The following is a 24,161-nucleotide window of genomic DNA, read 5'->3' as shown; positions in this document are numbered from 1 at the left end:
GAGTGTTGCGTCCGCGTTATCGGCTATGATAACTCTCCGAGGCCGTCTATCTCGAACACGAAGTCCGGGCGGCCGTCGATGTTCCCGCTGGCGTACGCGGCCTGGGCCACATGGCGCGGTGTCTCGGGGATGAGGACCCGCGTCCCGTCAACGCCGAGCATAGCTGCGTCAGCGGCTATCGCAGTGAACAACGCCCGCGCAGCGTCGACGTCGCTCCACACCCCGACCGCGTACTCCGAGAGCCGTTCGCCGTCAGCTTCGGTCGTCCGAACGCGACACGCCATCCCGCGTGGCTTATCCCCGACGGTCAGGACCGCCTGGTCAGTCGCCAGCCGGTCGAGCGTTTCCCGCGTCAGCGTCGAGAGCGCCCAGCTCTCCCCGCTGTCGAGCGCGAGCCCGGACAGGACGTCTCGTCCGTCGCTCTCCTGCCAGTAGCGCCACGCTGTCGCGGGGTCGTTTCTGACAGTCATCCCGGGCGTCTCGTCCGCCGGGTCGGGGTGTACCCAGCGGAACGACGTGACCGCCTCGAAGCCAGCAGCCAGCGACTGCCCGAGTCCGGCCTCGTTCCAGGAAAACACCATGCTTCGGCCGACTGACGCGCCGGCATCGGCCGCCCATTCTATGAGGTGGTCGGTCAGCAGCGACCCCAATCCCTTCCCTCTGTAGTCCGAGTCTATACGCATGCCCTGAAACCACGCCTCGGTCTCGGTGAGCATGACTGCCTGCGCGAGGCCGACGGCGTGACCGTCAACGTCGACGACGAGGGTTTTCCGGTCCGCGCCGTCGTCGTCGACCCAGTCGCGGAACACGTCGGGGATGTAATCGGCCATCGCGCGGTCGGCCCAGACATCGCTTGTCAGTTCGACAATATCGTCGTAGTCGTCGTGACGAGCCGTCCGAACAGTCGGCGACATACGGGCAGACTCTCCCGCGACGGTGAAAAAAGGGTCGCGTCGATTTGCCAGCCGGGAACGGCCCGTCCCGCCGAGGCTACCACACCGTGTTCGGTGCTACAGCCACGGCGTCGAGCGCTGCTGAATCTCGCCGGCAAGGGGTTCCTGCATAGCGTCGGCAACGTCGTCGCTGTTTGCCAGCGCCCACATGAGCTTGACCTTCGCTGTGCCGGGGAGCATGTCCTCGCCCTCGATGACGCCGGCGTCGAGCAAGTCCCGGCCGGTGTCGTAGACGCGGTCACAGACCCGGCCTTCGAGGCACTGGCTGGTCATGACCAGCGGGATGTCGAGTTCCTCGATGGTCCCGATCCAGTCGGTGTTGACGTGGCCGAGCCCGGTTCCCTCGATGACGACGCCCTCGCTGTCCTCGGCGGCGGCTTCTAGCAGCGACGGGGCCATTCCGGGGGAGAACTTCAGGAGTTCCACGTCCGTCTCGATGTCGTCGTGCAGCGCCAGGTCGACGGCGTCCCGTTCGGCGTATTCGCGGTGGAACGTAACTGTGCTCTCACCGTCGATGTCGTAATCGACCTCACCGAGCGGCTTCGCGCCGACCGTCTCGAAAGCGTCACGGCGCGAGGTGTGGTTCTTCCGGACGCGAGTGCCGCGATGGAGCGCACAGCGGTCGTCGGACTCGTCGGCGTGCATGCAGACCAGCACCTCCGCACAGTCGCTCGTGGCGGCCTCGACGGCGGAGACGGCGTTCATCACGTTGTCCGAGGACGGTCGGTCCGCCGAGCGCTGGCTGCCCGTAAAGACGATGGGGACCGGCGTGTCGAGCATGAACGACAGCGCCGACGCGGAGTACTGCATCGTGTCGGTGCCGTGCATGACGACGATGCCGTCCGCGCCGGCCTCGATCTCCTCGTGGACCGCCTGCGCGAGGTCCTGCCAGACCGCCGGAGTCATGTTCTCCGAGAGGATGTTGGCGACGACGCGGCCGCGGTAGTTCGCCATCCCCGCGAGGTCCGGCACCGCTCGAAGCACGTCCTCGGCGTCGAACTGGGCCGTCACCGCGCCGGTGCGGTAGTCGACCGTCGAGGCAATCGTGCCGCCGGTGGAGATCAGCGAGACCGTCGGGAGGTCGTCGTCGAACTCGATGGCGGACTGGCTCTGTTCGTCCTGTGCGCTCTCGACGTCGTACACGTCCGATTCCAGCACGTCGACGGACGCGTCCTCTCGGTCGATGCCGACGTTGTACCCGCCGTCGAGTTTGACGACGAGGTGGTCGGGCGTACTCGACGGGAGCATCACGCCCTCGTAGGTCTGGGCCGCGCGCTCGACGCGGACCCGGTCGCCTGCGTTCATGCGCGGCACTTTCCGCCGGTGGGACTTGAACCCACTCGTTTCGACGAGCGCTCTGGGTCACGCGCCGGACCTGGCGAGCGGCCGGCGACTGTGGTGTACGCCGCGGCTCCGGTCCGGGATATCTACATCCGTTACTGCGAGTGACAGACGCTGTCAGACCACAGTGTTATCCCACTCGACATTCACCTAACAAGTATGGCAGACGACAAGAACGGCCGCGAGAACCAGGCCCAAAACGAGGAGCGCCGCCAGCGGGAGCGCGCTATCGCCGAGGAACTCGAGCGCGGGGACGAACCAGAACCGCCGGTCGACCCGACGGAGCTCGCGTACTTCGAGACGGAACTCGAATCGCTCGAGTTCCCGGCGACAGCGGCCGAGTTGGTCGCTGCGGTCGGCGACCACGAGATCGAGTCGACGGAGGGCACGTTCGCCGTAGCGGACCTCCTGCCGGCCGCGGACGTCGAGACCTTCGAATCGCCAACCGAGGTCCGGACGCGGGTTCAGCAGCCGACGGTAGCGGGGGCGATGAAACGCGTCGTGGAGGCCGCCGACGAACACCAGAGCGCGTCGTTCGGGGCCTCACAGCGCGACGGCTACGAGCGGACGTTTCGGGAACTGCGGGCTATCGATGCGGATGACGAGGACGAGGGCATCCGGGTCATCGCCGACTGGATTATCGAACGCATCCACGAGAAAGAGAAGCTCCCGGGGTCCCGCGACGTCCGCCGACAGGCGGCGAAGTTCTGCCGGTCGAACGGCTACTCGGTGCGCAACGACGAGTGGCTCGGTATCTGAGCGACACGCCGCATACCCCTGACTGCTTGCGGACCCCACAAGGACCATACCACTCGCGGTCCCACACTCGGTATGGCCGAACGAACCGAGGAGCGGACCCGCGACGCGGACGCGCAGTCGGGCAGCGACCTCGGCGTCGATGTCGGCACGACGGAGTCGGCGGAGACGGACGTTGCTGTCGGGGAATCGATTACTGACGACCCTACTGCTACTGCAGATTCTACGACGGGAAGCTACTTTTCGCTCCGAGCGCTGCTGTTCGCCTTCGGCGCGGTCGGCGGTGGGATGGTGCTCGGTGGGCTGATACCCATCATTCCTGCCACCGAACTGCTGGGTATCCTGCTGGGTGGGTTCGTCTACGGACTGCTCGCCAGCCAACGCCGGTATCTCGAAATGGGGATCGCAAGTGGTATCAGCGGCGGTGCGATGGCTTTTCTCTCACTTGTCCCGCAAATAGCTGCGGGACTGAACGGCACCAGACTGTTCGCTATCGCCGGCGGTGTCAGCCTCGTGCTCGCGCTCGTCGGACACTACTTCGGTCGTGACCTGCGGAGCGGGCTGACGAAAGACATAGAGTGAGCTAGCTGCCACCCCTCTAACAGCAGTCAGTGTCCTGTTAGACGATTTCCCAGCCGTCGTCGGTCCGTTCGACCACGTCGTCGTCCGCAAGCCGAGTGAGCGCTTCCTCGACGATCTCCGGCGGGGCCTCGATCTCCCGGGCCAGTGCCGGGACGGTGTCGATACCGTTCGCGAGTCCGCTGACCAGTTCTGCGTACAGCCGTCCGTCGCCGTTCTCGAAACCGGAGTCGATGCGGTCCCGAACGTCGGTTATACGGGCCTGGACCCATCGCTGGGCCAGCGACAGTTCGTTCTCTAGCTGCTGGAGATGCTCCAGTTCCTGCGCTAAGTCGTGAAAGTCCCCGTCGGACGCGGCCCCCACGTCTATCGAGAGATGGCGGCAGGAAGGCATCTCGAACTCGGGGTTTGCCGGATAGGCGCTCTTGGTGCCGAACTCGTAGGGGGAGACACGGACCTCCAGGCGGAGGTTCCGGGCGATCGAGAAGTACTTCCGGCGTTGGTCGTCCGTCCGGGAATCGATGAGCCCGGCGTCTTCGAGCTTCTGGAGGTGGTCGATGACCGCTTTCGGGCTGACGCCGATGTATTCGCTGATTTCCGTGACGTAGCAGGGCTTGTGTGCGAGTAGTTTGAGAATCCGCCGGCGGTTGGCGTTTCCAAGGAGATTGAGTAACTCGGCGGAGTCCATCGATACGTAGGTAGCGGGTCACGGTTCAAAAGCATGACTCTCGTCGGGCGGTTTGCTGGTGTCACTCGGCTACGCTAGCTGATCCATCCACGACGTGTTCTGTGAGCCGCTGTTCCCGTTCCCCTGACCGCTTCCGCCATCACCGCCCTGTCCGCCACTGTTCCCCTGCCCGTTATCCTTTCCGCCGTCATTCGCGTTGCCGTTGTTACCGCCGGACGCGCCGCCAGAATCATCAGCACCGTTACTATCAGAGGTGTCGTCAGCACCGTCACTGCCAGAACTTCCGTCAGAGTCATCGGAACTGTCGTCAGCACCGTCACTGCCAGAACTTCCGTCAGAGTCATCGGAACTGTCGTCAGAACTGTCACTGTCAGAACTTCCGTCAGAGCCATCGGCACGGCCACTGTCAGAACTGTCGTCCGAGTCCGATGTACCGGCTGAATCATCCTCCCCACCACTGTCGGCTTCATCTGAACCGCTGTCGTCTCCTGCGGTATTGTCGCCGCTGTCACTGCCGTCCCCATTCCCGTTGCCTCTGTCGTTGCCCTGTTCAGCCCCGTTTCCCTGTGTGGACTCCCCGGTTTCGTTTCCGCTGTCGTCAGGCCCGTCGTCCGGTGGCCCCTGGTCGCTCTCGTTTCGTTGTTGTCCGGGTGCGTCAGCAGGCGGTCCCTGTTCGCTCTGGTTTGCACCCCGTTCGGACGTGTTGGCTGGTGGTCCCTGTTCGCTCTGGTTGGTTCCAACGCCGTCCGGCGGCCCCTGCTCACTTCGGTTGACTCCGGCGTCGTCCGGTGGTCCCTGCTCACCTGGGCCGGCGGTCTCTGGCGGTCCGGCGATGCCGCGAGCAATCGACGAGACCTGCTGGCCGGAGAGCTTGCTTGCGTTCTGTTTCAGTCGCTCCAGTGCGGTGTCGTTCACACCGGTCTGTTCGGCGGCCGTATCGGTGTCGTTAATCGCGGTCTGTAGGCCCGCGATCTCCGCCGTGAGCCGGCTCTGCTGAGCTACGTACGCCTGCTCACTGATGTTTCCGTTCTCGTATCGCTGTTCGAGCGTGGCGTTGCGCTCCTGTAGCCGTTCGAGCCGGTGTTCGAGCGCGCCGGCTCGCTCCGTGACCAGTTCGGCTCGTTCGGTTCCGTTCGATTGGTTGTATGCGGACCGCCACATCCCGTTCTCGACCGTGTCGTTCGCGGCGGCAGAGTTCGACTGGAGAAACACCGTGAGTTGCGTTCCCATCCCGTTGGCAGAGTCGTTCTGCGTGGCCACTGTCTCCGTCGCGGTCTCCTGCGCTGTCACGGCCGGGAGGCCGACAGCGACAGTCCCGACGATGACCAGCACTGTGAGGAGCGTGGCCTGGCGTGGGCTCATTCCTATCCCTACTTCTGCCCTCCCACATCAAAAAGAAACGCCTTCGTTCGTGTCGTTCACAGACGCCTGAAACAATCGCAGATAGTCCAAGAGTGTTTAAGCTGTCTTCTGCGTCGGCTTCCCCATCGGCAGCAGCCGCCAGGCGATCACTACCGACAGCACCGAGAGCGCGACGGTGGCGAGCGGTAACACGAGACCTGGGTCGTACCGCAACGGCGGATGATAGCCGAAGCCGTAGTCGAGCACGTCGTTGCCGAGCGCCAAAACCAGCGCAGTCACGAGCGCACCCTTCGTCGTCCGGGCGTAGTGAGGGACTAACAGCCCCTCGGCAACGAACCCGAGATGGGTGACGATGATGCCGAAATACGCCCACGGGGCGGGGAAGTAGGCGTCGAAGCCGATGTTTAACGCCACGACGGTCCACAGCCCCATCTTGATCAGCCAGACCAGCGCAATAGTGTGGAGGTACGCGAGCGGCACCGTCAGCGGCACCTCGTCGAGTGACTTGCCGAGGAACGGCAGGAGGGTCGCAACCGACAGCGTCATCAGGAACAGCGCCGCCGGCGAGTCGGCGTACAGCGGCCAGAGGAACGTTGACACCTCGGGCATTGTCTCGACGTAATACCGGATACCGACGAGCATCGCGACGGCGTTGACGACCAGCAGCCACACGAGACTCGGCGTCTGTTCCAGGTAGTACCGCGCGTACCGACGTGGCAACGGCCCCCGCTGCTCGCTCATGGATCGAATCGGGGCCGGCCGTGGCATAGCCCTGTCGGACGGGAGCCGACACCGCGTCGTCCACCCACTGAGTCCGCGCTGTTTGCACGACGGCAAAAGGTTGCCGGCGAACACTTATGTATGTCAATGACACACATTCAGTTGCACCGATGTTCGAACAGTTTTCGCGCGGATACTACCTCGGCCGCCTCTACGTCGAACCGAGAGACGACGCGGCGGCCGCGATGTGTCGCGAGCAGCACGAACGAGTGAACGAACAGTTGTACGCCTCCGGCGAGGGGGTCGAACGCACAGACTATCCGCTGGTAATGAAACTCGGCTCCCAGCACTTCGCCGTCCACGGGGACGAGCAGGTCCCGGCGGACACACTCGTCGTTCCCGAAACGATGCTTGCGGACGCCAACGTTCGGAACCCGCCCAGCCTCGAAGAAGTGTTTCTGGCGAAAGCGGACCACGCCGCACAACTGCTCTCTATCTCGGAGGGGACGCCGACACTTCCCGATACCGCGGTCTGATGGCGTAAAACCCCGCTCTGGTGACGGTCTCCGCTTCCACCGAGCGGGCAGAAAGCGGGGGACTTCTCGCGGGCCGGTATAAGTAGGTTATACGCTTAAGCTACAGAGCAATGCGGGCAGGTGGCTTCTATTCACCTGTATGTCACAGCGGAACCATGCAGACGATCAGGACAGAGCTACGGAATCCAAATTCTACCTCCCCGCAGGGACCACCCCGTCGTCCGAAGCCGGCTGGTTCGAGCGTCTCTGGGCCGTGCTGTTCAATCATCGCGTCTGAACCATCGATATCGCTGTGCGAGACTGTGCTGAACAGTGGGGTGATTTCTGATCGGGTCTCCCAGGCTGACCGGCTCGTATCGACGCGCAAACCCTGACCGTAGTCTCGTGCGCAGAAACCACGACCAACCGACCCAGTTAAGCTACCGCACGGCTACCGTTATAACGCCTACTTGTCCGCCTTAGCGCACCAACCACTATACAGAACAATGACCGATATCACGGCGGTCGTCCGAGCCGAGCACCCCGACATAGTGCTCACGGAGACCGTTACTCACGACCGAAGTTCGAAAGTCAGGTCGGTGTCAGAGGCGGGAACAGACCCGATATCGGGAAAATTCTTCTATCACATCGAATCATCCGATTTCCAACAGTTCGAAGACGGATTACGGAACGACAGTACCATTGGCGAATTCGAACGAGTCATCGAAACCCGAGACGACGAGGCCATCTACAGCTTCGAGTACACGGACGAGGCGAAGATTCTCTCTCCTGTAATTTCCTCCGCGAACGGTGTCATTCTCGACATGGAGAACGACGGGAGCGCCTGGATTCTAACAGTGTGGATGCCCGACCGAACGGATCTGGTTCACCTCTGGGACTACGCACAACAGAACGAGATTGATATCGATTTACTGCGCGTGAACGAATACGCCAGTTTAGGGAATACCGACGCTGGGCTGACCGACAGCCAGCGAGAAGCGCTCCTCGTCGCGTTCGAAACGGGATATTTCGAAGAACCGCGGAACGCGACCCTCAGCGATGTCGCCGCCGATCTGGATATCTCTCAGCCGGCAGCCAGCGGGCTCCTCCGACGCGGCATCAAGCGACTCATCATCTCGTCCCTGCGGGATGACAGCGAACCGCCAGATTGACCGACGGCTTCTCGCTGCAGTGGCGGTCCGGGAAGCCACTTTTAAGCCTGTTCCCGTCCGCCATCCAGTCGATGCTTGACCGGTTGCTGGGCAGAGCGTCGCTGAAAGAGCGGGTGGCCGAACTCGAAGAGGAGAACCATCACCTCGAACGACAGCTTGACGCCGAGAAAGAGCGCCGCGCCGACGCAGCGACCGAGCGCCAGCGGGCCGAGGCCGAGGTCAACCGGCTGGAGGACCGCGTCGCCGAACTCCAAGACCGCGTCGAGCGGTTACAGGACGAAGAAGGCGAATCGACGTTCCGGACCGAGGAGACACTCAGCAGGGCGCGGCTGAGTGAGGTCCTCGACAGGCTGGAATCTGTCGAGACGGAGCCGGAAGGCGTCTTTACCGCCTACGTCGACGGGGAGCACTCCCTCCCTGCCCCGGTCCGGGAGGCCTTCGGCGACCGCGCGTCGCTGGTCGCCAGCGCCGCGCCGTGCCTAGCTGTTACGGATGACGCAGGCCTCCTGTCGGCGTGTCTGTCCGTCCCCGCGCCGCCGTCGCCGTTCACCGAGTGGGCTGACGCCGTCCAACTGGAGCGGTCGTGGTTCGAACCGACCGGTAAACACGTCGTCGCGCTGGTCCGTTCCGACCTGTTCGCCCTGGGCGAGTACGACGGCCGGGAGCAGACTGCCTTCCACGGGTTCGACTCGGAGCTGAAAAGCCAGCACTCGAAGGGCGGCTTCTCACAGAGCCGGTTCGAGCGGCTCCGGGACCAGCAGATAGACTCCCATCTCGACCGCTGCCGGGCCGCTATCGAGGAGGTGTCCCCCGACCGGCTGTACGTCGTCGGCGAGGGGTCAGTCATCCACGAGTTCGAGGACCTCGCGACGGCGACGAAGCCGGTCGACGCGACCGGGGAGCCGGACGACGCACTCGACGACGCCGTCCGGTCGCTGTGGACTGTTCGGTTGCGCGTGCCGTAGTTCGGGACCCGGTCATCCCAGCTCCGTCGGTGCCGGTTCCGTAGCTTTTTCGCGGGGCGGCGATTCTGTCCGGCTATGGCCGTAGCCATTCTGACACACGACGCCTTCCCCGACCGAGCCAAGACGGCTGTCGGGCTGTTGCGGTACGGCGACCGGGAAGTACGAGCACTCGTCGACCGCGAGCGGGCCGGCCAGCGCGTCCACGACTCGCTGGCGGACGTGCAGGACGCCCCAATCGTCGCGTCGATGGCCGACGCACCCGACGTCGACGCGCTCGTCATCGGCATCTCGCCCATCGGCGGCGAGTTCGACGAGTCCTGGCGCGACGACGTGCGAACAGCGCTTGAACGCGGCTGTGACGTGTACTCGGGACTGCACTACTTCCTGGCCGACGACGAGGAGTTCGCTCGCCTCGCCGACGACCACGACGCCGAACTGCACGACCTCCGCAAGCCGCCCGAAGACCTGACCGTGGCGGCGGGGACCGCCGGCGACGTGGACGCGACGGTCGTGACGACCGTCGGCACCGACTGCTCGACGGGGAAGATGACCGCCTCGTTCGAGATTCGTGACGCAGCACGGGAGCGCGGCCTCGACGCCGCCGTCGTCCCGACCGGGCAGACCGGCATCGCCATCTCCGGCCGGGGCATCGTCGTCGACCGCGTCATCGCCGACTACGCGGCCGGTGCGGTGGAACGGCTGGTCGAAGAAGCACAGGCGGCGGACCTCCTCGTGGTCGAAGGCCAGGGCGCGCTTGCCCACCCGGCCTATTCGGGCGTGACGACGAGCATCCTCCACGGGTCGGCCCCCGACGCGCTCGTCATGTGTCACGAGGCCGGCCGGGAGCGGATTCACGGCTACGAGTCCTTCGACATTCCGCCGCTCCCCGAGTACGTCGACATCTACGAGCGGCTGGCCGCGCCCATCTCGGACGCGTCAGTCGTCGCGGGGATGCTGAACACGCGCCATCTCGACGACAGCGAGGCCGCGGATGCTGTCGCGGGGTACAGCGACGCGCTGGACGTGCCGGCGACTGACCCCGTCCGCCACGGCGTCTCAGACGAGATACTGGACGCCATCCTATGAACTGGAGCGTCGACCGCTACGACCTGCCGCTATCGAACCCGTTCGGAATCTCGCGGGAGACCAGTGAGACCAGCGAAACCGTCGTGGTCGAACTCACCTACGAGGGAACCACCGGAATCGGGGCCGTCACGCCGTCGGCGTACTACGACGAGAGCGCAGCGTCGGTGGCCGAAACGCTGCCATCGCTCTGTGAGGTTGTCGCCCGAATCGGCGACCCGCACGCCCAGCAGCGTATTGAACGAGAACTCGGCGAGCGAGCGCCGGACCAGCCCGCCGCCCGGACGGCACTCTCCATCGCCGTCCACGACCTCGCCGCTCGGAGCCTGGACCTGCCGCTGTACCGCCAGTGGGGGCTCGACCCCGACGCGGTCCCGCCGACCACCTATACGGTCGGCATCGACACGCCCGAGCGGATGGCCGAGAAAGCCGGGACGGCGGCCGACAGCGGCTTCGGCCGTCTGAAGGTCAAACTCGGAACCGACGACGACCGAGCGCGACTGGACGCGGTCCGGGACGCGGCCCCCGACGCCGAGGTACGCGTCGACGCCAACGCCGCCTGGACGCCCGAGGAGGCTATCGACAAGGCGGACTGGCTCGCCGACGCCGGCGTCACGATGCTGGAACAGCCGGTCGACGCCGACGACATCGGCGGTCTTCGCCGCGTGACCGACGCGACCGAGATCCCCGTCGCGGCCGACGAGTCCTGCGTTACCGCGTCGGACGTGCCGCGGGTCGCCGACGCCTGCGACATCGTCAACGCCAAACTGGTCAAATGCGGCGGCCTCCGGCCCGCAATGCGGCTCCTCCACGCCGCCGACGCGCACGGCCTCGACTCGATGCTCGGCTGCATGGTCGAGTCGAACGCCAGCATCGCCGCGGCGGTCCACCTCGCGCCGCTCGTCGACTACGTCGACCTCGACGGGGCGCTCCTGTTGGCATCGGACCCTTACGCCGGTGTGCCGCTCGACGGTGCCGTGTTCGACCTCACTGCGGTGTCGGCCGGTACCGGCGTTCGGCGGGCGCGAGACGCGTAGCTGTGAGACAGTACCGGTAAAAAATCCGGTTCGGAGTATTATGTGGCCCGTTTACGCCGACTCGACGGCGTCCAGCAGTTCGTCGTAGTCCGGCTCGTTGGTCGGGTCGTCGGCGACCCAGCTATAGGCGACTTCGCCGTCGTCGTCGACGACGAACACGGCGCGGTTCGCGACGCCGAGCAGCCCGAGGTCTTCGATGTCGATTTCGAGGTCGTAGTCCTGAATCGCCGACCGGCCCATGTCGCTGACCAGGTCGAACTCCAGCCCGTGCTCGTCACGGAAGGAGTTCAGCGAGAACGCCGAGTCGGCGCTGAGGCCGAGCACCGTCGCGCCGGCGTCGTGGAAGTCCCCGAGGTGCTCCTGCAGGGCCACCATCTCGTTGGAGCACGGCGGCGTGAACGCGCCCGGGAAGAAGGCGAGCACGACCGGCCCGTCGCCCAGGTGGTCGCTCAGTTCGAAGTCCTCTACTTCACCGTTCGCGATTGTCGCCGAGATGTCCGGCGCTGTGTCGCCTGTGGATACCATCACCCGAATATAACGGCGTCACCCGAATAAATACCCGCCATCCGGCAGGGCGACTCCGACTTCTTGCCGCCGTGAGAGTGGCCGCTTACAGCCACTCCGCAAAGGAGTGGCGCTCGCGGCTCGCTTCGATGTAGTCCCGCTGCATCGCCTCGATGGCCGACGAGAGGTCGTCGCCGGAATCGAGGGACTGTCGAACCCGATTGATCTTCCAGTCGCTCGGGGTCATGCCCGCGTCGTAGCGGGCTTCAATCGGGTCGAGATACTCGTCGATGCGAGCCTCGGGCACGCCCTGCTCGGCCAGCCCCAGACGGGCGTACTGGAAAACCTCGTCGTAGATCTCGTCGTGGTCGGCCGTCCGCTCGCCCCGAGCTGTCACCCAGGACAGGTCCGCGTCGGAGCCGTCCTGCGCGGCGCTGTAGAAGCTCCGCCTGGCCTCCTGCCAGGGCAGTTCCGCGGCGGGGTGGTCGGCGACGACCAGCCCGCGGATGAGGCCGACCGTCAGCGCCTGCAGCCCGATCATGTCCTTGACGTGGGGCTGGGTCGGCAGCGGGCGGTACTCGATGCGGAGCGACTTCTCAGTACTTGCCCCGTCGACGGCCGCGCCGCCGATGACACAGCGGAGCCAGCGCCAGTAGGTCCCGCGCTTGTGGTCGAACTCCCAGAACTCGTCTTCGAACGCCGCCCGGTCGTCGTCGTGCAGGAACTCCCGGAGGAACGGGGCAAACAGGTCATCGTCGACGACGCGGCCGACAACGTCCGTCGTGTCGTCGAGGTCCTGCGGGACCCGGACCTTCGGGTTCTCGCTGGTGTTGACCGACTGCTCGAAGGCCGCGATGCGGAGTTCGTGGTTGGTGTTCGCACAGAGCCACTCGCCGTCGGTGTCGCCGTACATGTCCGCGGGGAGGAACGGCGAGTTCACCGAGAGCGCGAGCAGCGGCCCGAGCGTCCGTATCGCGGCGTTGTAGTACTCGGGGAACGCCTCGGCGTTCGGAACCTGGAGGTGGGGCTGAATCGAGGTGGCCAGCGACTCGAACAGAATCGTCGGGAACGACCCGCTGTGCCCCGGCACGTCGAAGTCGATGCTGCCGCCGGCGTGGTCTAGCGCCTCGTTGTCCAGCGCCACGTATCTGGGGGCCTGCCGCATATTGTCCGCGAGGACGACGCCGTCGTTCGTCTCGTGCGCCGAGAGGTACTGCTCGCTGCCCTCCTCGGGCGGGATGGTCCACATCGCGTCGAGGACGAGTTCGCAGTTGTGCTTGCTCGCCTGCTGGCGGGCCTGTTTCGTCTGCATCTCCACCGCCGTCGTCTGGACCTCCATCCCGGTCTGGTCGAAGCTGTTGGGTTCGGTGTTGACCTCGGCGTTGTGCAGGCCAAGTTCCTTGTTGGCCTCGCCCTCGAACACCACGTCGGGCAGGCGGGTCAGCCGCCCCTCCCAGTCCTCGGGGTCCATGTACGGCTCGTCACTTTCTTCCTCGACTGACGACTCGACGGCCGGTTCGGCCTCCTCCTCCTCTGGCGTCTCCGGTTCGTCCTCGGCCAGCGGGCTGTCCGGGTCGATGTCGAGCGACGGTCCCTCTCCGGGACCGAACGAATCCTCGGACTCGGCAGCGGTTTCGCCGGCGTTCTGGTCCAGTGACTCACCGCCGGCTGGTTCCAGCGGGTCGCCCTCGTCTGGCTCCAGCGACGGCCCGTCGCCATTTGGTTCCAGTGATGCGCCAGCGCCGTCTTCTGGCTCCGCCGGCGCGTCGAGCGACCCGCTCCAGGCCGCCCCGCCCGATCCGCTCAGGTCGTCGTCGAGGTCTTCTTCGGCGACTCCCTCGTCGTCTGCTTCCTCGTCTGGCTCGGGTGGGTCCGGCTCCGCGTTGATGGCGTACAGTTCGATCTCCAGGCCGACGGAGAACGCTTCGTTGTCGAACTCCCCGGCCTCGATGGCTCTCCGGAGCTGCATCGCCTGTTCGTCGACCCGCTCAGTGAACTCCGCGGCAGTGTCGTCGGCGAGCGACCGGGTCACCAGGTCGACGATATCGTCCATGCTCGGTACTGTGTGGGCTCTTCCACTATAAGTGACCCGTCGTGCGTTTCCAGCGTTGATACTCGGTGTTACTCGAACAGGTCCTCGTGGCGGGCCGCGAGGTTGGCGTAATCGCCGGAGCTGAACGCCTCGAACACCTCGTTGGGGTCGATTGTTGTCTCGGACAGCGGTGTCACCGTGGCTGGGCTCCCGCGGACGAACGACTCGGCGGGGACCTCGTAGCCCGGCGGGACGACCGTTCCCATCGCGACGATGGAGCCCTCGCCGATGGTGGCGTCACTGACCGTGGAGTTGAAGCCAACGAGCGCGCCGTCCTTGACCGCCGCGTCGTTGAGGACGGCCCCGTGGCCGACCATCACCTTCTCGCCGACGGTCGATGCGTGGACGATGGCCCCATCACCGATCGCCGATTCGCGGCCCACCTCGACGGGGGCCACGTCGCCGCGCAACACGACGCCGGGCCAGACGTTCGCGTTCGGGCCGACAGTGACGTCGCCCACCAGCGTCGCCTCGCGGCTGACGTGGGCGTATCCGTGGATGTTCGGCGTGGCTCCCTCGAACGCGTACTCTCGGCTGTCCATACTGCTCCCATCGTGTCGGCGGCTCGAAAAGATACCGGTCAGAACGGGGTGTTACAGCGGGAGCAAGGCGAAAGCCCACCCCTTCAGGGGTGTGGATGAAGCCGACAACCCGGCAGCTTCGCCTGTAGCCTCACTCAGCCGGAGTTTTATAACCGGTGACACTGTATGCATGACCACACCGAGGCGGATCAGCCGCCCAGATAAACGGATAATATCGGGATTCGGGCCACGCTACGTCCAAAAGAATCTCTTTCGGGCCGCTGGCTGTGGATTCCGACACACGGTAACTCTGAATCCCCATACCGGGGATAGGAGTAACGGCGGCTTGGCCCCGCCAGGAGTCCGGTCATGCCGACCTGGCTACAAACCTGAAACTCCCAACCTAGCGGTGCGGTGCCGCGGGAATCCCACGCCTGAGGGCGTGGGAGGAGGTCAATGGTGGTCTGTCCGCTGCCGAGCACGTCCGCGAACGGACCGGCACCCCCACCTGAGCTATTCGATGTGGACCACGAGGACGGGGACAGGCGCGCTCTGTACGACGCGCTCGGTGACGCTTCCGAGATTGGCGACCCGGTCCCGTCCGGTTCGACCGTGGGTCCCCATCACGATGAGGTCGATGTCTTCCTCCTCGGCGTAGTCGGTAATCGTCTTGTGGGGAATGCCCTCTTCCATGGTTGTGACGACCTCGACGCCGGACTCCTCGCCGCTGACCACGATGTCGTCGAGCGCGATGTCCCCCTCTTCCTCCAGCGACTGCCGCACTTCGTCCTGATTGGACTTGTCGGCCGCGACGTACAGCCGCTTGTCCACGACGTACAGCCCGTGAAGGGTCGCGTCGTTGTCGCGCGCGATCGAGGTGGCGTGCGCGAGCGTCTCCGTCGTACCCGAACTGCCGTCTGTGGCTACAAGCACCGAATCGTACATATCCGGCTTCTCATGCGAACTGTGCCCACATAGTAGTCCCTATCACGCTGACACGGCCCGTGGCTGTCCAACCGATGACGAAACTATTTGATTCAGTTTCTGTCGTTCAGTGTATAATCATTCTAACCATTATTTGTCAACAGGAATACTTTTGCCAGTTGCTGCCTATTAACTTCTATACGATGCAGGGGAGCACGCAGCCAGACGACACACGGGCAGAACTATACGTTCGTTCACTCCTGCCCGATGGGCACACGCAGCAACAGGCTGCGGTAATCGACCGTCTTGACGGGCTGTCAGATACCGACATTCTGTCAGAAGTCACCGTTGAGGTTATCGGACGGCAGATTCCGTCCACGCCAGCGGAGGCGCGGACCGAACTCGGGTTGTTTGCCCTCAACCGAGTTAGTGTCTTTCAGGAGTGGGCGAAACGAAACGATTGTTCACTTGAGCCGGCGTTTCAGGTCCGGTCGGTGGACTCGGAAATTTCGGGGGAACAGTACCGGGCACTTGTGTTTCCGGTCCAACTCTTGGCGGAGTACGAGGGGTCGGAGCTCAGATGCGTGACGCCGCATACGGCTGACGGGGAAACGACGACTGTCATGGACCGGCTTACCATGCTTGAAGCAGAGGAAGAATCGACGTTCTCGCCGCTAGAGCGGGCGAGCGCGGCACAACCGCCGACGCAGTCTGACCTGCCGGCAGTCGACGCTATCGACGAGGACTCGGACCCGCTGTTGCCAGAGTAACGTCAGGGTCGCCCGCGTCTCAATACACTTATCCCCGGCCGCCGTCGTATCCTCGGATATGAGTACGGTCACGGTCACGCTGCCCGACGGGACCCCCCTAGAGGTCGAGCGTGGCAGCACGGTCGAGGATGTCGCCTACGAAATCGGGCCAGGGTTGGGTGACGACACGGTCGCCGGCGTCGTCGACGGCGAACTTGTCGACAAACACGCGCCGCTGACAGCCGACGTCGAGCTCGAAATCGTCACCGAGAGCAGTGACGAGTACCTCGACGTGTTGCGTCACTCCGCCGCCCACGTCTTCGCCCAGGCGCTGCAGCGACTCTACCCCGACGCGAAGCTCACAATCGGGCCGTGGACCGACAACGGGTTCTACTACGACATCACCGGCGTCGACATCGACGAGGACGACCTCGAAGCCATCGAGGCCGAAGCCGAGGAGATAATCGAGGAAGACCTCGACATCGAGCGCGAACTCCTCGACCGGGAGGACGCCTTCGAGCGCTACGAGGACAACCCGTTCAAACAGGACATCCTCGAAACCGAGGCCGCGGACGACGAGGTGGTCTCGTTCTACACGCAAGGCGAGTTCGAGGACCTCTGCCAGGGCCCCCACGTCGAATCGACCGGTGAAATCGGCGGCTTCGCCCTGCTCGAAATCTCCGCGGCCTTTTGGCGCGGCGAGGAGGAGAACGAGACGCTGACCCGCGTGTACGGCACCGCCTTCCCGACGGAGGACGCGCTTGACGAGTTCCTCGAACAGCGACGCAAGGCCGAGGAGCGCGACCACCGCAAGATCGGGCAGGAGATGGACTTGTTCTCCATCGACGAGACGACCGGGCCGGGCCTGCCGCTGTACGAACCCAACGGCAAGAAGATCCTCAACGAACTCTCGGACTACGTTGCCGGCCTCAACCGCGACGCCGGCTACGACGAGGTCGAGACGCCCCACGTCTTCCGTACCGAACTGTGGAAGAAATCGGGCCACTACGAGAACTACGTCGACGACATGTTCCTGCTCGACGTAAACGACGAGGAGTACGGCCTGAAGCCGATGAACTGTCCGGGCCACGCCACTATCTTCGAGCAGAACTCCTGGAGCTACCGTGACCTCCCGGTGCGGTACTTCGAGGACGGGAAGGTCTACCGCAAGGAACAGCGCGGCGAACTCTCCGGGCTCTCCCGGACGTGGGCCTTCACTATCGACGACGGCCACCTGTTCGTCCGCCCGGACCAGATTGAGGAGGAAGTGCTGGCGACGGTCGACATCATCCTCGACACGCTTGATACGTTCAACCTCGACTACACCGTCCAGTTCGCCACTCGGCCCGAGAAATCCGTTGGCGGCGACGAAATCTGGGAGAAAGCGGAGTCCCAGCTCGAAGCCGTCCTCGACGAGCAGGACATCGACTATGTCGTCGAGGAAGGTGACGGCGCGTTCTACGGCCCGAAGATCGACTTCGCGTTCGAGGACGCGCTGGGGCGGCACTGGGACGGCCCCACCGTCCAGCTGGACTTCAATATGCCCGAGCGGTTCGACCTCTCCTACACCGGCGAGGACAACGAGGAGCACCGCCCGGTGATGATCCACCGCGCGCTGTATGGCTCCTACGAGCGCTTCTTCATGGTGCTGACCGAGCACTACAACGGGAAGTTCCCGCCGTGGCTCGCCCCCGAACAGATCCGTCTGCTGCCGGTCAGCGACGACAACATCGCCTACTGTGAGCAGATTCAGGAGGAACTCGACGACTTCCGTGTCACCATCGAGGACCGCTCCTGGACGGTCGGCAAGAAGATCCAGCAGGCCCACGACGACCGCGTGCCCTACATGTGCGTCATCGGCGACAACGAGGAGGAGGCCGGCACCATCTCGGTGCGGGACCGCAAGGAACGCGAAGAGAAGGACATCGACATCGCCGAGTTCCGCGACCACCTCGAAACCGAGGTCGAGCAGCAGCGGACCGCTGTGACGTTCCTCGCCGGCCGGTAGCCGCTGCCGGCCTGACCGGCCCGATCAGTTCTCGCCGACAACACACTGCCAAAACCGGCGCGTGCCAGGCGCGCCCTTTTATCCCCGGCGGGCGAGCCGACCTGTATGACCACTGACAGTGGTGAGTCGAGCGATACCATGCGGGAGCGCGCCACCGGTGACACCCGACTCCTCTGGCTCCTGCTCGACGCGGATCGCTGGCTCGTCACCGCCCTCCTCTCCGGTGTCCTGTTCTGTGGGATTCTCGCCGTCGGACTTTTGCATCCCACACCGGCATTGACGCTGTTGACTCGCGGTGACCCGGTCGAAACGCTGTTTCAGGCGCTGATTACGGGGACTGTAACCGCCGTTACGCTGGTTCTGACACTGAATCAGCTCGTCCTGTCACAGGAACTCGGTGCAGTGGGCGATCAGCGCGAGCGGATGGACGGGTCGATGCAGTTCCGCGCCGACGTGGCCGACGCCGTCGACACGCCAGTCAGTCCGGCAGAGCCATCGGCGTTCCTCCGGTCGCTGGTCCGCGGGACCGCCGAACGAGCCGAGGCAGCCCGGAACGCCGCCGACGAGACTGCGCTCGATGACGACCTGGCGGCGTTGCTGTCGAACTACTTGGAGGACGTGCTGACCAACGCCGACAGCGTCACCGACCAGCTCGAAGACGGGACCTTCGGCGAATTCGACGTCGTCAAGGCCGCGCTGGACTACAACTACTCCTGGAAGCTGTACGCCGGTCGGCGCATCCGCGAGGCCTACGCCGACGAACTCACCGACGAAATCGACGACTCGCTCGCGGAACTCGTCGAGACGCTCGAACTGTTCGGCCCGGCCCGGGAACACTTCAAGACGCTGTACTTCCAGTGGGAGCTGTCCGACCTCTCCCGGACATTGCTGTACGTCGCCATCCCGGCGCTTACCGTCGCAATCACCTCGTTATTGTTCCTCGATGTGCAGGATTTCGTCGGCGTCACGGCCGGCGTCCCCGACGTGTTGTGGCTCCTCGCGGTGACGACGACAGCATCGCTGCTTCCGTTCACGGTCCTGATATCGTACATCCTCCGTATCGTCACGATAACCAAACGAACGCTCGCTATCGGCCCCTTCATTCTCCGCGAGACGGACCGGCGCGTCGACGTCGACTGGGACTGACGCCGCCGCACATCACCACGGTATAAGTGCCGGACCGGACTCGCTAGTACTATGCAGATTGGCTCGCGTCGGTGTATCCTCAACCCCGTCAGCGGCGACGGCGAGCACGCCGACTACGTCCCGCGGCTGATGGCGGCGCGCGGGTTCGAGGTGTACGAAACCAAGGCGGCGGGCGACGCGGTCGAACTCGGCCGCGAGGCGGGCCGAGCCGAGGCCTCGGAGGTGGCCGTCTGTGGCGGCGACGGGACGGTGAACGAGGTCATCCGTGGGCTCGACGACGCCGGCCACCTCGACTCGGTGACGCTGAGCGTCGTCCCGGCCGGAACGGCGAACCTCCTGGCCGGGAACATCGGTGTCACGGACATCGAACACGGTGTCGAAATCGCCGACACCGGCGACACGCGCCCGGTCGATGTCGGTGTCGCCGACGACGAGCCGTTTCTCGTCTCCTGTATCGCCGGTCTCCCCGCCGACGCCAGCGTCTCGACACCGGGCGACCTCAAGGAGCGGTTCGGCACGCTGGCCTTTCTGCTCACCGGGGCACAGGAGGCGCTCCGCTTCGACGGGTTCGACATCACTGTCGCGGCTGTCGGCGAGGACGGCCCGTTCACATGGTCGGGCGAGGCCGCCTGTCTCCTGGTGGGCAACGCCCGTAAGTTCGTCGCGGAAGGCGGGCAAGCAAACATGGAAGACGGCCTGCTGGACGTGGCTATCGTCGAACAGATGCCAACGGGGAACCTCGTCGCGGAGGCCATCGGTCAGCGACTCCTGTCGCTCGATACCGACGGGGTGACCCACGTTCGTGCGAAGGAGATCTCGGTTAGCGGCGACGGCGACGAACTCACGTTCAGCCGCGACGGCGAACTCAGCACGCACGAGGCGCTGTCGCTGTCGGTGCGCGAGCGCGCCCTCACGCTTCGCGTCGGGGCGGGCTACGCGCCGAACCCGGACTGAGACCGGTCGCCTGTCCCAGCCGTCCACCGGCGGGGTGATCGGTCGGAATCGCCCCCGACGCTTTTGCCCCCATCCATCGAGGGCAATGGTATGCCCCCGCTCTCGATGGGTGCGCTCGTGGTCTTCGCGCTCGTCGCCGCCGCCCTGACGCTGTTCGTCACCGAGTGGCTGCCGCCTGACATGACGGCCATCGCCGTCCTCGTCGCGCTGGTCGTGCTGGAACCGTACACCGGTGTCCCGGCACGGACGTCCATCGAGGGATTCGCCAGCCCGGCGGTGGTCACCATCGTCGCGATGTACATCCTCAGCGCCGGCGTCGAATCGGCCGGCGTCGTCGACTGGCTGGCCGGGAGGCTGGCGGCGCTGACCGGCGGCGACGAGCAGCGCCTGCTGGCCGCCATCGTGGGCACGACGGGCGTCAGCGCGGGGTTCGTCAACAACACGCCGGTGGTCGCGGTCTTCATCCCGCTGGTCACCGGGCTCTCGGAGCGATACGGTATCTCGCCGTCGAACCTGCTGTTGCCGCTCTCTTTCGCCGCGATGCTCGGCGGGACGCTCACGCTGGTCGGTACCTCGACGAACCTCCTCGCCAGCGACCTCTCGGCGCAGTTGCTCGGCCGGCCGTTCTCGATGTTCACGCTGACGCCCGTCGGCGTCGTCGTCCTCGCCGTCGGCGTGGCCTACCTGCTGACGGTCGGTCGGGCGCTCGTCCCCGAACGGGTCCACCCCGCGGCCGACTTCACGGAGGAGTTCGACATGGACCGCCACCTGTCGCAGTTACAGGTGCGCGAGTCGTCGCCGCTGGTCGGACTGACGGTGCAGGAAGCACTGGAAGGCGGCGTCCCCGACGACGTGGTCGAAGCAGTCGCGGACGTGGTCGATGCGGGAGAGTCGCTGCCGACCGAGGCCACCGTCGAACAGGTCCTCGCCGCGAGCGACCCGCTTGACATCGATGTGCTCCAGATCGACCGCAACGGCGAGTCGTTCTTCGCGACGGCCACCGACCGACCGCTCGAACCCGGCGACGTGCTGACCGTCCGCGGGAACCGACAGGCCGTCAATCAGTTCGCCCAGACGCTCGACCTGCGGGACCTCGCCCGCGAGTCCGTCACGGCGGACCTCCTGGCAGAGAGCGGCCATCCGGGCGTTCTCGCGGAGGCCGTCATTCACAGGGAGTCCCGGCTCCGCGGGCGACGGCTCGCCGACGTGCAACTGCGCAGTCGGTTCGACGTGACGGTCCTCGCCGTCCGCCGCGGCGACGAGATCATCCACGAGAACCTCGCGGCGGTCGAACTGTCCGCTGGCGACCTGCTCTTGCTCCAGACGCCTCTCGACGAGGTGGGCCACCTGCAGGACGAGGGGTACCTGTTCTTGACCGAGGGTCCCCCGGAGCTGTTCGACGCGCTCGACGGCGGCCCGCCGTCGCTCGACGCCGCGGCGGCGGTCCCGCTCGCGACCCTGCTCGCAGTCATCGCGCTCGCGGCGCTGGACCTGCTTCCGATCTATATCGCCGCACTCGGCGGCGTCGTCGCCACGGTCGCGACCGGCACGCTGAGCGCGTCGAAGGCCTACGACGCGGTGAGCTGGAACATCGTGTTCCTGCTTGCCGGACTGCTCCCGCTGGGGCAGGCGATGCAAGCGACCGGCGGGGCCGCGTTCGTCGGTGGCCTCCTCGTCGACGCGGCCGGCGTCCTCCCGCCGCTCGCGCTGCTGGCGCTGGTGTACCTCCTGACGGCCGTCCTCGCCAGCGTCATCACTCCGGCCGCGACCGTCGTGCTGATGATTCCGATTGCCGTCGCCACTGCCGCCGAGATCGGCGTCGCCGGGTTCCCGTTCCTCGTCGTCGTGACCTTCGCGGTCGCAACGTCGTTCCTGACACCTATCGGCTATCAGACGAACCTGATGGTGTACGGCCCCGGCGGGTACCGCTTCACCGACTTCCTGCGCGTCGGCGGCCCGCTACAGCTCCTTCTGTGCGTCGTCACGACGCTCTCGGTGTCTGTCGTCTGGCCGCTGTAAAAGTCCCGCGGCGGCGTTACTTCTCGTCTTCTTTCAGTTCGTCGAGTTCTGACTCGACCTCGCTCTCGTCGACGTCGACCTGCGTACTCTCGTCCGTGAGTTCCTTCTCCAGTTCGGCCTCGGAGACGTCTGCGTCGTTCGACCCGCTGTCGCCGTCCTCGGCTTTCCCCATCTCGGCTTTCAGCGTGTCGAGTTCGGCGTCGACCGAGCCTTTCTGTCTGACCTCCTCAAGCTCTCGCTCCAGCGAACTCTCATCAGAGATCTGGCTTTCGAGAACACCGTCTTCCTTGAGTTCGTCCATCGCCTGTGAGCGGGCTTCCATATCCTCGGTGCGTTCCTCCGCACGCTCGATAGCCTGATTGATGTCCTGCATCTCGTCGCCCGCGCCCGTCATCGCCTCGTTGACGCGCGCCGACGCCTTCGCGGCCTCGTGGCGGGCCTTCATCGTCTCCTTCTTGGTCCGGAACTGCTCGATCTGTTTCTGGAGTTCGTCTTTCTGCTCGACTAGCTGGTCCTGCTGGCTTTGCAGGTCCTGTATCTGGCCCTCCAGATCCTCGATCTGGCTCATCTTCTGCTTTTTCTTCTCCAGCGCCTGACGGGCGAGGTCCTCTCGGTCCTGCTCGACGGCCTGGCGTGCCTGTTCGTTGTGCTTCTCGACGTTCTCTTCGAGGCGGCGCTTCTGTATCTCCAGTCGTTTCTTCTGGGTCGTCAGGTCCGCGATGCCCTGCTTGACGTCCTGCAGTTCGTCACGCAACTGCTCGTAGCTGTAGTCGAGGGTCTCTGTCGGGTCCTCCGCTCGGTTCAGGACGGCGTTGAGTTTCGAGCGGATGACGTACGACGCGCGCGAGAGGATTCCCATATATGCGCATTGGTCTCTCCAACCTTAAATTTCTTACAGAGGGCTGGCGAGTGAACACGTATGACTACCGTCGGGATACCGGGTGGACGAGACGTAACCGCGTCGCTCGACCGGCCGGCATCGGACACTGTCGTCGTCGCGTGCCCGCCGCATCCACAGTACGGCGGCAAGCGGTCGGACACGCGCCTGCAGTCGGTCAGCGACGCGCTGGCCCCCGATGTCGGCTGTCTCCGCTTCGACTACGGCGCGTGGGACGAGGGCCGCGGCGAGCGGGTCGACGCCGAGAACGCCCTGGCGTGGGCGAGCGAGCGGGCCGACTCCGTCGGCTTGTTCGGCTACAGTTTCGGCGCGGCCGTGGCGCTGCGGGCGGCCGCCGAGGCCGAGAGCCACGTCTGTCCAGCGGTTCTATCAGTGCTTGCGCCGCCGGCCGGACTGGCCGACCATCTCGATGCCACCGCCGCGCTCGACGCCATCGACTGCCCGGTCCAGGTCGTGGTCGGCGAGCGCGACGACACCGTGGACTGGGAGGCGGTCGTCGACCGGGCTGCCGAACTGGGACAGGCCGTCGAGCGCCTGCCGGCCGACCACCACTTCGTCGGCCAGAGCGGCCGTGTCGGTGAGACTGTTGGGCCGTTTCTCCGTGACCACCTGTAGCCGGTGTCGAATCCGACTGCCGGGGCCCGACACTACCGGACAGTATCGAAAGACAGAGGCGCTGTCGGCCCAATCTTCGAGCATGAACCGCCCACTCGCGTTCGCTGCCGTTTCGTTTATCACCACACTGGTAGCGCTACTAGTCCTTATGCAGACTGCGCTCGTCGCGGGCGGACCAGCCCGGGCGCTCGTCCTCGCCTCGCTGGGGGGTCTCGGGACCTACGTCGCTATCAGGTCCGGCGTGCTCAAGTCCTGACGGCCAGCCGAAGGTAGATTTATACTATATACTGATAAATAATGAAGTATGTCAACACGAACCAGGGCGGCGGTGTCGCACTCGACACGGCACGGCGTCGTCTCGCTTCTGGGTGGGTTCGTCGCCGGCTACCTGTTGTTCATCGCCATCGGCTCTAGTCCCGGTGATGCGCTGTTCTCGGCGCTGACGCTGGCTGTTCTCGTGGCGGCATGGCGCGTTCTCACACAGCCGTCACTGTAGCCCCGTTGACACTGCGACGCGGTGGCGAACAGTGCGCGCTCCGAAACCGTTTAGACCACGCGGG

26 protein-coding genes are annotated in these 24,161 nt (G+C 65.1%); 16 read left to right on the top strand and 10 right to left on the bottom strand.

Going from position 1 to position 24,161, the window contains the following annotated elements:
* Positions 1–23: 23 nt before the first annotated feature.
* Positions 24–914 carry a GNAT family N-acetyltransferase gene (locus VI234_RS09840; protein WP_336329876.1) on the bottom strand — a complete coding sequence of 297 codons (891 nt, stop codon included), beginning with the start codon at positions 912–914 and terminating at the stop codon, positions 24–26.
* A gap of 96 nt (positions 915–1,010) precedes the next feature.
* Positions 1,011–2,258, bottom strand: a complete 1,248-nt coding sequence (gene gatD / locus VI234_RS09835; RefSeq protein WP_008310662.1) for a Glu-tRNA(Gln) amidotransferase subunit GatD — start codon at positions 2,256–2,258, stop codon at positions 1,011–1,013.
* Between the two features lie 195 nt (positions 2,259–2,453).
* Between gatD and VI234_RS09830 the strand changes: the two genes are divergently transcribed.
* Positions 2,454–3,053: a DUF5789 family protein gene (locus tag VI234_RS09830; protein WP_336329875.1), complete on the top strand. Its 600-nt coding sequence runs from the start codon at positions 2,454–2,456 to the stop codon at positions 3,051–3,053.
* A gap of 72 nt (positions 3,054–3,125) precedes the next feature.
* Positions 3,126–3,632: a hypothetical protein gene (locus tag VI234_RS09825; protein WP_336329874.1), complete on the top strand. Its 507-nt coding sequence runs from the start codon at positions 3,126–3,128 to the stop codon at positions 3,630–3,632.
* A 37-nt stretch (positions 3,633–3,669) separates the two neighbouring features.
* Here the strand turns inward: VI234_RS09825 and VI234_RS09820 are convergent, their stop codons facing one another.
* The 3 genes from VI234_RS09820 to VI234_RS09810 form a co-directional block, all read right to left on the bottom strand.
* Positions 3,670–4,317: an ArsR/SmtB family transcription factor gene (locus tag VI234_RS09820; RefSeq protein ID WP_336329873.1), complete on the bottom strand. Its 648-nt coding sequence runs from the start codon at positions 4,315–4,317 to the stop codon at positions 3,670–3,672.
* Positions 4,318–4,386: 69 nt separating this feature from the next.
* Positions 4,387–5,679 carry a hypothetical protein gene (locus VI234_RS09815; protein ID WP_336329872.1) on the bottom strand — a complete coding sequence of 431 codons (1,293 nt, stop codon included), beginning with the start codon at positions 5,677–5,679 and terminating at the stop codon, positions 4,387–4,389.
* Positions 5,680–5,775: 96 nt separating this feature from the next.
* Complete coding sequence (locus VI234_RS09810) at positions 5,776–6,420, bottom strand: DUF1405 domain-containing protein (protein ID WP_336329871.1); 645 nt, start codon at positions 6,418–6,420, stop codon at positions 5,776–5,778.
* 149 nt (positions 6,421–6,569) lie between these two features.
* Between VI234_RS09810 and VI234_RS09805 the strand changes: the two genes are divergently transcribed.
* The 6 genes from VI234_RS09805 to VI234_RS09780 all read left to right on the top strand — a co-directional run bounded on the left by VI234_RS09805 (position 6,570) and on the right by VI234_RS09780 (position 11,171).
* Positions 6,570–6,935, top strand: a complete 366-nt coding sequence (locus VI234_RS09805; RefSeq protein WP_008310655.1) for a DUF5802 family protein — start codon at positions 6,570–6,572, stop codon at positions 6,933–6,935.
* Positions 6,936–7,074: 139 nt separating this feature from the next.
* Positions 7,075–7,212, top strand: coding sequence for a hypothetical protein (locus VI234_RS09800; protein WP_161606626.1), 138 nt, complete (start codon positions 7,075–7,077; stop codon positions 7,210–7,212).
* A gap of 208 nt (positions 7,213–7,420) precedes the next feature.
* Positions 7,421–8,086: a helix-turn-helix domain-containing protein gene (locus tag VI234_RS09795; RefSeq protein ID WP_336329870.1), complete on the top strand. Its 666-nt coding sequence runs from the start codon at positions 7,421–7,423 to the stop codon at positions 8,084–8,086.
* Between the two features lie 71 nt (positions 8,087–8,157).
* Positions 8,158–9,051: a Vms1/Ankzf1 family peptidyl-tRNA hydrolase gene (locus VI234_RS09790; protein WP_336329869.1), complete on the top strand. Its 894-nt coding sequence runs from the start codon at positions 8,158–8,160 to the stop codon at positions 9,049–9,051.
* Positions 9,052–9,126: 75 nt separating this feature from the next.
* Complete coding sequence (locus VI234_RS09785; protein WP_008310648.1) at positions 9,127–10,137, top strand: DUF1611 domain-containing protein; 1,011 nt, start codon at positions 9,127–9,129, stop codon at positions 10,135–10,137.
* Positions 10,134–11,171, top strand: coding sequence for a dipeptide epimerase (locus tag VI234_RS09780; protein ID WP_336329868.1), 1,038 nt, complete (start codon positions 10,134–10,136; stop codon positions 11,169–11,171). The genes VI234_RS09785 and VI234_RS09780 overlap by 4 nt, the downstream gene beginning before the upstream one ends.
* Positions 11,172–11,222: 51 nt before the next feature.
* Here VI234_RS09780 and VI234_RS09775 read toward each other — a convergent pair whose 3' ends face one another.
* The 4 genes from VI234_RS09775 to VI234_RS09760 all read right to left on the bottom strand — a co-directional run bounded on the left by VI234_RS09775 (position 11,223) and on the right by VI234_RS09760 (position 15,233).
* The gene (locus VI234_RS09775; RefSeq protein WP_336329867.1) at positions 11,223–11,696 is read right to left on the bottom strand and encodes a peroxiredoxin; all 474 of its coding nucleotides are present in this window, start codon (positions 11,694–11,696) and stop codon (positions 11,223–11,225) included.
* Positions 11,697–11,781: 85 nt separating this feature from the next.
* The gene (locus tag VI234_RS09770) at positions 11,782–13,728 is read right to left on the bottom strand and encodes a hypothetical protein (RefSeq protein WP_336329866.1); all 1,947 of its coding nucleotides are present in this window, start codon (positions 13,726–13,728) and stop codon (positions 11,782–11,784) included.
* Between the two features lie 68 nt (positions 13,729–13,796).
* Positions 13,797–14,309: a gamma carbonic anhydrase family protein gene (locus VI234_RS09765; RefSeq protein ID WP_008310638.1), complete on the bottom strand. Its 513-nt coding sequence runs from the start codon at positions 14,307–14,309 to the stop codon at positions 13,797–13,799.
* A 492-nt stretch (positions 14,310–14,801) separates the two neighbouring features.
* Positions 14,802–15,233 (bottom strand): universal stress protein, encoded by a 432-nt coding sequence (locus VI234_RS09760; RefSeq protein ID WP_008310628.1) that lies wholly within the window; start codon positions 15,231–15,233, stop codon positions 14,802–14,804.
* Between the two features lie 182 nt (positions 15,234–15,415).
* Between VI234_RS09760 and VI234_RS09755 the strand changes: the two genes are divergently transcribed.
* The 5 genes from VI234_RS09755 to VI234_RS09735 all read left to right on the top strand — a co-directional run bounded on the left by VI234_RS09755 (position 15,416) and on the right by VI234_RS09735 (position 22,088).
* Positions 15,416–15,982, top strand: a complete 567-nt coding sequence (locus VI234_RS09755; RefSeq protein ID WP_336329865.1) for an HTH domain-containing protein — start codon at positions 15,416–15,418, stop codon at positions 15,980–15,982.
* A 58-nt stretch (positions 15,983–16,040) separates the two neighbouring features.
* Positions 16,041–17,969, top strand: a complete 1,929-nt coding sequence (thrS, locus tag VI234_RS09750; protein ID WP_008310623.1) for a threonine--tRNA ligase — start codon at positions 16,041–16,043, stop codon at positions 17,967–17,969.
* A 105-nt stretch (positions 17,970–18,074) separates the two neighbouring features.
* A complete protein-coding gene (locus VI234_RS09745) occupies positions 18,075–19,115 on the top strand; it encodes a hypothetical protein (RefSeq protein ID WP_049942957.1) in 1,041 nt (346 codons plus the stop codon).
* 51 nt (positions 19,116–19,166) lie between these two features.
* On the top strand, positions 19,167–20,069 hold the full coding sequence (locus tag VI234_RS09740) for a diacylglycerol/lipid kinase family protein (protein ID WP_008310620.1): 903 nt from the start codon (positions 19,167–19,169) through the stop codon (positions 20,067–20,069).
* Between the two features lie 90 nt (positions 20,070–20,159).
* Positions 20,160–22,088 (top strand): SLC13 family permease, encoded by a 1,929-nt coding sequence (locus VI234_RS09735; RefSeq protein ID WP_049942956.1) that lies wholly within the window; start codon positions 20,160–20,162, stop codon positions 22,086–22,088.
* 16 nt (positions 22,089–22,104) lie between these two features.
* On the opposite strand, the gene VI234_RS09730 is transcribed toward VI234_RS09735, so the two are convergent.
* Positions 22,105–22,947 (bottom strand): PspA/IM30 family protein, encoded by an 843-nt coding sequence (locus VI234_RS09730; RefSeq protein WP_336329864.1) that lies wholly within the window; start codon positions 22,945–22,947, stop codon positions 22,105–22,107.
* Positions 22,948–23,007: 60 nt separating this feature from the next.
* On the opposite strand from VI234_RS09730, the gene VI234_RS09725 reads away from it, so the two are divergent.
* The 3 genes from VI234_RS09725 to VI234_RS09715 all read left to right on the top strand — a co-directional run bounded on the left by VI234_RS09725 (position 23,008) and on the right by VI234_RS09715 (position 24,097).
* The gene (locus tag VI234_RS09725; protein ID WP_336329863.1) at positions 23,008–23,601 is read left to right on the top strand and encodes an alpha/beta hydrolase; all 594 of its coding nucleotides are present in this window, start codon (positions 23,008–23,010) and stop codon (positions 23,599–23,601) included.
* Between the two features lie 82 nt (positions 23,602–23,683).
* On the top strand, positions 23,684–23,857 hold the full coding sequence (locus tag VI234_RS09720; protein ID WP_336329862.1) for a hypothetical protein: 174 nt from the start codon (positions 23,684–23,686) through the stop codon (positions 23,855–23,857).
* Positions 23,858–23,905: 48 nt separating this feature from the next.
* Complete coding sequence (locus tag VI234_RS09715; RefSeq protein WP_008310615.1) at positions 23,906–24,097, top strand: hypothetical protein; 192 nt, start codon at positions 23,906–23,908, stop codon at positions 24,095–24,097.
* Positions 24,098–24,161 lie beyond the last annotated feature (64 nt).

This window comes from Haloarcula sp. CGMCC 1.2071 (assembly GCF_037078445.1).
Taxonomy (GTDB): Archaea; Halobacteriota; Halobacteria; order Halobacteriales; family Haloarculaceae; genus Haloarcula; species Haloarcula amylolytica.
Note: the sequence above shows the minus strand (reverse complement) of the source record. Positions and strands in the feature narration are given on the sequence as shown.

Bases quoted from the DNA above. Each gene is read 5' to 3' on its own strand.
- VI234_RS09840 (WP_336329876.1), bottom strand. From the start codon at position 914: ATGTCGCCGACTGTTCGGACGGCTCGTCACGACGACTACGACGATATT.
- gatD (WP_008310662.1), bottom strand. From the start codon at position 2,258: ATGAACGCAGGCGACCGGGTCCGCGTCGAGCGCGCGGCCCAGACCTAC.
- VI234_RS09830 (WP_336329875.1), top strand. From the start codon at position 2,454: ATGGCAGACGACAAGAACGGCCGCGAGAACCAGGCCCAAAACGAGGAG.
- VI234_RS09825 (WP_336329874.1), top strand. From the start codon at position 3,126: ATGGCCGAACGAACCGAGGAGCGGACCCGCGACGCGGACGCGCAGTCG.
- VI234_RS09820 (WP_336329873.1), bottom strand. From the start codon at position 4,317: ATGGACTCCGCCGAGTTACTCAATCTCCTTGGAAACGCCAACCGCCGG.
- VI234_RS09815 (WP_336329872.1), bottom strand. From the start codon at position 5,679: ATGAGCCCACGCCAGGCCACGCTCCTCACAGTGCTGGTCATCGTCGGG.
- VI234_RS09810 (WP_336329871.1), bottom strand. From the start codon at position 6,420: ATGAGCGAGCAGCGGGGGCCGTTGCCACGTCGGTACGCGCGGTACTAC.
- VI234_RS09805 (WP_008310655.1), top strand. From the start codon at position 6,570: ATGTTCGAACAGTTTTCGCGCGGATACTACCTCGGCCGCCTCTACGTC.
- VI234_RS09800 (WP_161606626.1), top strand. From the start codon at position 7,075: ATGTCACAGCGGAACCATGCAGACGATCAGGACAGAGCTACGGAATCC.
- VI234_RS09795 (WP_336329870.1), top strand. From the start codon at position 7,421: ATGACCGATATCACGGCGGTCGTCCGAGCCGAGCACCCCGACATAGTG.
- VI234_RS09790 (WP_336329869.1), top strand. From the start codon at position 8,158: ATGCTTGACCGGTTGCTGGGCAGAGCGTCGCTGAAAGAGCGGGTGGCC.
- VI234_RS09785 (WP_008310648.1), top strand. From the start codon at position 9,127: ATGGCCGTAGCCATTCTGACACACGACGCCTTCCCCGACCGAGCCAAG.
- VI234_RS09780 (WP_336329868.1), top strand. From the start codon at position 10,134: ATGAACTGGAGCGTCGACCGCTACGACCTGCCGCTATCGAACCCGTTC.
- VI234_RS09775 (WP_336329867.1), bottom strand. From the start codon at position 11,696: ATGGTATCCACAGGCGACACAGCGCCGGACATCTCGGCGACAATCGCG.
- VI234_RS09770 (WP_336329866.1), bottom strand. From the start codon at position 13,728: ATGGACGATATCGTCGACCTGGTGACCCGGTCGCTCGCCGACGACACT.
- VI234_RS09765 (WP_008310638.1), bottom strand. From the start codon at position 14,309: ATGGACAGCCGAGAGTACGCGTTCGAGGGAGCCACGCCGAACATCCAC.
- VI234_RS09760 (WP_008310628.1), bottom strand. From the start codon at position 15,233: ATGTACGATTCGGTGCTTGTAGCCACAGACGGCAGTTCGGGTACGACG.
- VI234_RS09755 (WP_336329865.1), top strand. From the start codon at position 15,416: ATGCAGGGGAGCACGCAGCCAGACGACACACGGGCAGAACTATACGTT.
- thrS (WP_008310623.1), top strand. From the start codon at position 16,041: ATGAGTACGGTCACGGTCACGCTGCCCGACGGGACCCCCCTAGAGGTC.
- VI234_RS09745 (WP_049942957.1), top strand. From the start codon at position 18,075: ATGACCACTGACAGTGGTGAGTCGAGCGATACCATGCGGGAGCGCGCC.
- VI234_RS09740 (WP_008310620.1), top strand. From the start codon at position 19,167: ATGCAGATTGGCTCGCGTCGGTGTATCCTCAACCCCGTCAGCGGCGAC.
- VI234_RS09735 (WP_049942956.1), top strand. From the start codon at position 20,160: ATGCCCCCGCTCTCGATGGGTGCGCTCGTGGTCTTCGCGCTCGTCGCC.
- VI234_RS09730 (WP_336329864.1), bottom strand. From the start codon at position 22,947: ATGGGAATCCTCTCGCGCGCGTCGTACGTCATCCGCTCGAAACTCAAC.
- VI234_RS09725 (WP_336329863.1), top strand. From the start codon at position 23,008: ATGACTACCGTCGGGATACCGGGTGGACGAGACGTAACCGCGTCGCTC.
- VI234_RS09720 (WP_336329862.1), top strand. From the start codon at position 23,684: ATGAACCGCCCACTCGCGTTCGCTGCCGTTTCGTTTATCACCACACTG.
- VI234_RS09715 (WP_008310615.1), top strand. From the start codon at position 23,906: ATGTCAACACGAACCAGGGCGGCGGTGTCGCACTCGACACGGCACGGC.